We start from the raw sequence: 3,632 nt of genomic DNA on the forward strand, positions 1-3,632 counted from the left end.
CCCCCTTGGGGGTGGGGGTTTGTGGTGGGGTGTGCTGGTGCTGGGTGTGCTGGTTGAGTGGTCAGTTTCCTGGCACATCAGTGTTGATGGGCCAGGAAACTGACCACCCAATGGGAGTGATTAGGAACTCTGGTCCCGTAAGCGCCTGGTGGTTGAAGGTACGAAGCGCCTGTGGGTTTCTCGTTGGCAGAGGGTGGTGACTACTTGGACGAGTCACCACCCATTCAAGGCCTCAGGATTGCGCACCTGGGGCCGGCGGCTGGTCCTGGCCAAGAGCCCGGTAGAGGGTGTCCGGGGAGTCCAGGATCTTGCCGGGGTTGAAGTTTTGACCGGGATCAGCGGTGGCGAACAACCCGCGCATCAGATCTGCGCCGGCGGGGGAGACGTCCTGCTCCATCCACGGGCTGTGCTCTGCGCCCACCCCGTGGTGGTGAGACAGGGTTGCGCCGGAGTCGATGAAGGACTGCTGGATGCGGGTCTTCACCAAGGCGTATTCGTGGTCCACGTTATCTGAGATCTCAAAGGCGAACGTGAAGTAGAGGCATGCCCCCGCGTGGTACGAGTGGGACATGTGGCTCATGATCCAGCCGGTCTTGCCCAGCTCCTCAAAGGCGGACTGGGCGGCCGCGTAAGCGTTTTCGTGAACCGTGGTCAGCTGTGACCACGGAGCAGCAGTCTCAGACACATCTCCGATCACGCCCTGCTCCAGCAGGAAATCGCGGAGGTAGGGGGTGTCGAACTTCTTCTGATCGTAGAGAGCGCCAGGGCCGGAGCCCAGAATCAGTGCACCCTGGCCCTTGGCAATGCCAGCCACGGTCTTCTTCTTGCGGGCGACGTCGTCCTTGCTGCCCTCGTAGCAGACATAAGCGATGCACATGGCCTTGGTGTCCCAGCCGCGCTTGCGCATGACCGCCCACAGTGCGTCCTGCCCCTTGGCGGAGATGGTCTTCTTGAGGGAAGTAGGAGCCTTCTGGGTGGCCAGAGAAAACTCAGTTTCGTGAGCATCTGAGATCCGGGCGAAAGTGGTGTGCACTTCCGCCTCATGGATCTTGCGCATGGCTGTGAGTCCCTGTTGCCAGGTGGGGAACATGTAGGCGATGACCTCGCGCTGCTCAGCCTCCCGGTGCACCTGCACCCAGAGCTCCGTGATGATGCCCAGGCGGCCTTCAGAACCGATGAACATCTCCCGCAGGGACGGGCCAGTGGAGGTGGAGGGCAGTGGGCGCAACGTGACCAGACCGCCTTGACGGACCACGTTCATGCCGCGGATGATGTCCGCGATGTCCCCGTACTTGTCCGACTGCATGCCGGAGGAGCGTGTGGCGGCCCAACCACCCAGAGTCGAGTGGTTGAAGGAGTCCGGGAAGTGCCCCAGGGTCCATCCGCGGGAGTTCAGCTGCTCTTCCATGTCCGGTCCGAGCACACCGGCCTGGATGCGGGCCAGTCCGGAGGTTTCGTCGATCTCCAGGACCTTGTTCAATCGGCCCAGATCCACGGACACAACGGTCCGCTCCTCTTCCGGGCGCGGTTGCAGGCTGCGAGAGATGCTGGAGCCTCCGCCAAAGGGAATGAGCACCAGATCCAGTTCCACGGCGGCATCCACCAGGGCCTGGACCTCGTCCTCAGAACCGGGGTAGACCACGACGTCGGGAATGCGGTCAAAGCGGTTCTGCAGCGTCTTGAGGATGTCCGTGACGGCCTTGCCTGCCCAGTGGACCACGCGCGTGTGGTCCTCGGTCACGGCGTTGTCCGCACCGAGAATCCCATTCAAGATCTCCAACTGCTCCGTGGAGATGCGGGTCTCGGGTACCTGTGCGGTGGCAAAGTCCACGGTGTCGCGCTGACGGGGCCGCAGATCAATGCCGATGGCGCGTTTGACCATGGGTGCGAATGCCGGCTTGTTCTGCCAGGTGAAGAAGACGTTCTCCTCGCCCCAGCCCCACCACTTCTGATGCTTGACGTTTGGCACTACTACCTCATTTCCGTGCGGATTCAGTGTTCGACTCTACGCGCCAAGCCATCCACCACCGGAAACCGTGGCCCCGGGTTGCGCCGAACGCGGTCACTGATCGATCAGCGGACGGTACTCCCGGTAGAGAGAGCGCACCGTGGCCTGGATGCGCTCGTTGAAAGCGACCGTTGACTCGTTCTCTCTGACGGTGAGGGGCTCACCAATGGCGACGACGACCGGCGGGCGACCGCGTCTGGGCCAGGAGGTGTCCCGGGGCATGGCCTCGTGTGCACCGATCAGGGCCACGGGCAGGACCGGCACCTTGATGGAGGAGGCAAGTGCTGCAGCTCCCACCTTGAATTCGCGCATGCGGCCGTCCTTGGAGCGAGTTCCTTCAGGGAACACCAGGACGGGGATTCCGGCACTGAGCAACTTGCGGGACAGCCCGCGGTTTTCGCCGGCTCCCTTGCGGTCAATGGGGAAGGCGTTGAACACCAGCTGGGTGAACAGCTTCTTGTACCAGGTGGTGAAGAAGTAGTCAGCGGCAACACCCGTGGCCACGTGCTGACGCAGGTTCACGGGGAGGGAACTCATGATCAGCGGGGCATCCAGGTGGCTGGAGTGATTGGCCACCACCACGCAGGCACCGCTGAGGACCTCAGCACCCGGCTTGCGCTCCACCCGACGCGTGATGGTCCGATCCACCAGGCCGTTGAAGAAGATCTTGCGGGCGATGGCGCGCATACGACGACGCCCCGGATCCGTGAAATGTTCAAGACCGATCTGAGCAGATTCCGCCGGAGGCGCCACTGGTGTGGGTCCGTGGTCCTCAGGGGGAGCCCCGTGGGCATCGATGCTGTCCAGGACGTAGGGCGCAGGCTCCGAGGGCTCCCACGGGCGCCACTGGGAGATGACCTTCAGACGGTCGGTTGCGGGGTTCTTCTGCTGCTCGGCGGCTGCGGCGTCGTCGTCGTGACGTGAATGCGGTTCACCGGAGTGGGCGGTGGGCTCGCGGTCCTGGTCAGTCATGGCTCATGCTTTCTTTTCCCGGGCGCGTGCGCCGTTGAGCAATCCGGAAGCAGTGTGGATGATGGGCCGCGGTGCCACCTTGACCAGCCCCATGAGCACTTTGTACCTCAGGGTCGGTACGGAAATGACCTTGCCGCGGATCAGGTCCTCCAAGGCTTCCTCCACGAGCTTGTCCGCCCGCAGCCACAGCCAGTTGGGAATGGACGAGCCGCTGATGCCGGCGCGGGCGTGGAACTCGGTACGCACCCATCCGGGCAGCAGTGCTGTGACTTTCACGCCGGTTCCCTTGAGCTCCACGGCCAAGGATTCCGTGAATGTGGTGGTCCAGGCCTTGATGGCGGAGTAAGGGCCCATGGACACAGCACCCGCCACGGAGGAAACGTTGAGGATCCAGCCCTCGCCGCGTGCGGCCATGGTCCGGGCAGCAGCCGAGGAGAGCACCAGGACGGCGCGGCACATGACGTCGAATCCGGCGTCCTGAAGATCGTGGTCCGGGCCGGCAATGGGGCCCTTGACAGAGAATCCGGCATTGTTGATCAGCAGATCAACCCGGTGGTCAGCATCCTCAAGACGGGCGGCAACGCGGTCGACGTCGTCGCGGTCCGCCAGATCTGCGGTGATGGTCTCCACGTTGACGCGGTACCGGTCATGG

Annotated in this window: 3 protein-coding genes; all 3 read right to left on the reverse strand. The window is 63.4% G+C overall.

Annotated elements, in window-relative coordinates:
- Positions 1 to 232: 232 nt before the first annotated feature.
- Positions 233 to 1,969, reverse strand: a complete 1,737-nt coding sequence (locus L979_RS12610; protein WP_047692560.1) for an FAD-binding oxidoreductase — start codon at positions 1,967 to 1,969, stop codon at positions 233 to 235.
- 93 nt (positions 1,970 to 2,062) lie between these two features.
- Positions 2,063 to 2,980, reverse strand: coding sequence for a 1-acyl-sn-glycerol-3-phosphate acyltransferase (locus tag L979_RS12615; protein ID WP_081994486.1), 918 nt, complete (start codon positions 2,978 to 2,980; stop codon positions 2,063 to 2,065).
- 3 nt (positions 2,981 to 2,983) lie between these two features.
- Positions 2,984 to 3,632: SDR family oxidoreductase (locus L979_RS12620; protein WP_047692562.1), on the reverse strand; the 649-nt coding region annotated here is incomplete at its 5' end.

The organism is Kocuria sp. ZOR0020 (genome assembly GCF_000800955.1).
Classification (GTDB): domain Bacteria; phylum Actinomycetota; class Actinomycetes; order Actinomycetales; family Micrococcaceae; genus Kocuria; species Kocuria subflava.

Excerpts from the sequence above, each read along its gene's own strand:
- L979_RS12615 (WP_081994486.1), bottom strand. The coding sequence starts at position 2,980 with ATGACTGACCAGGACCGCGAGCCCACCGCCCACTCCGGTGAACCGCAT.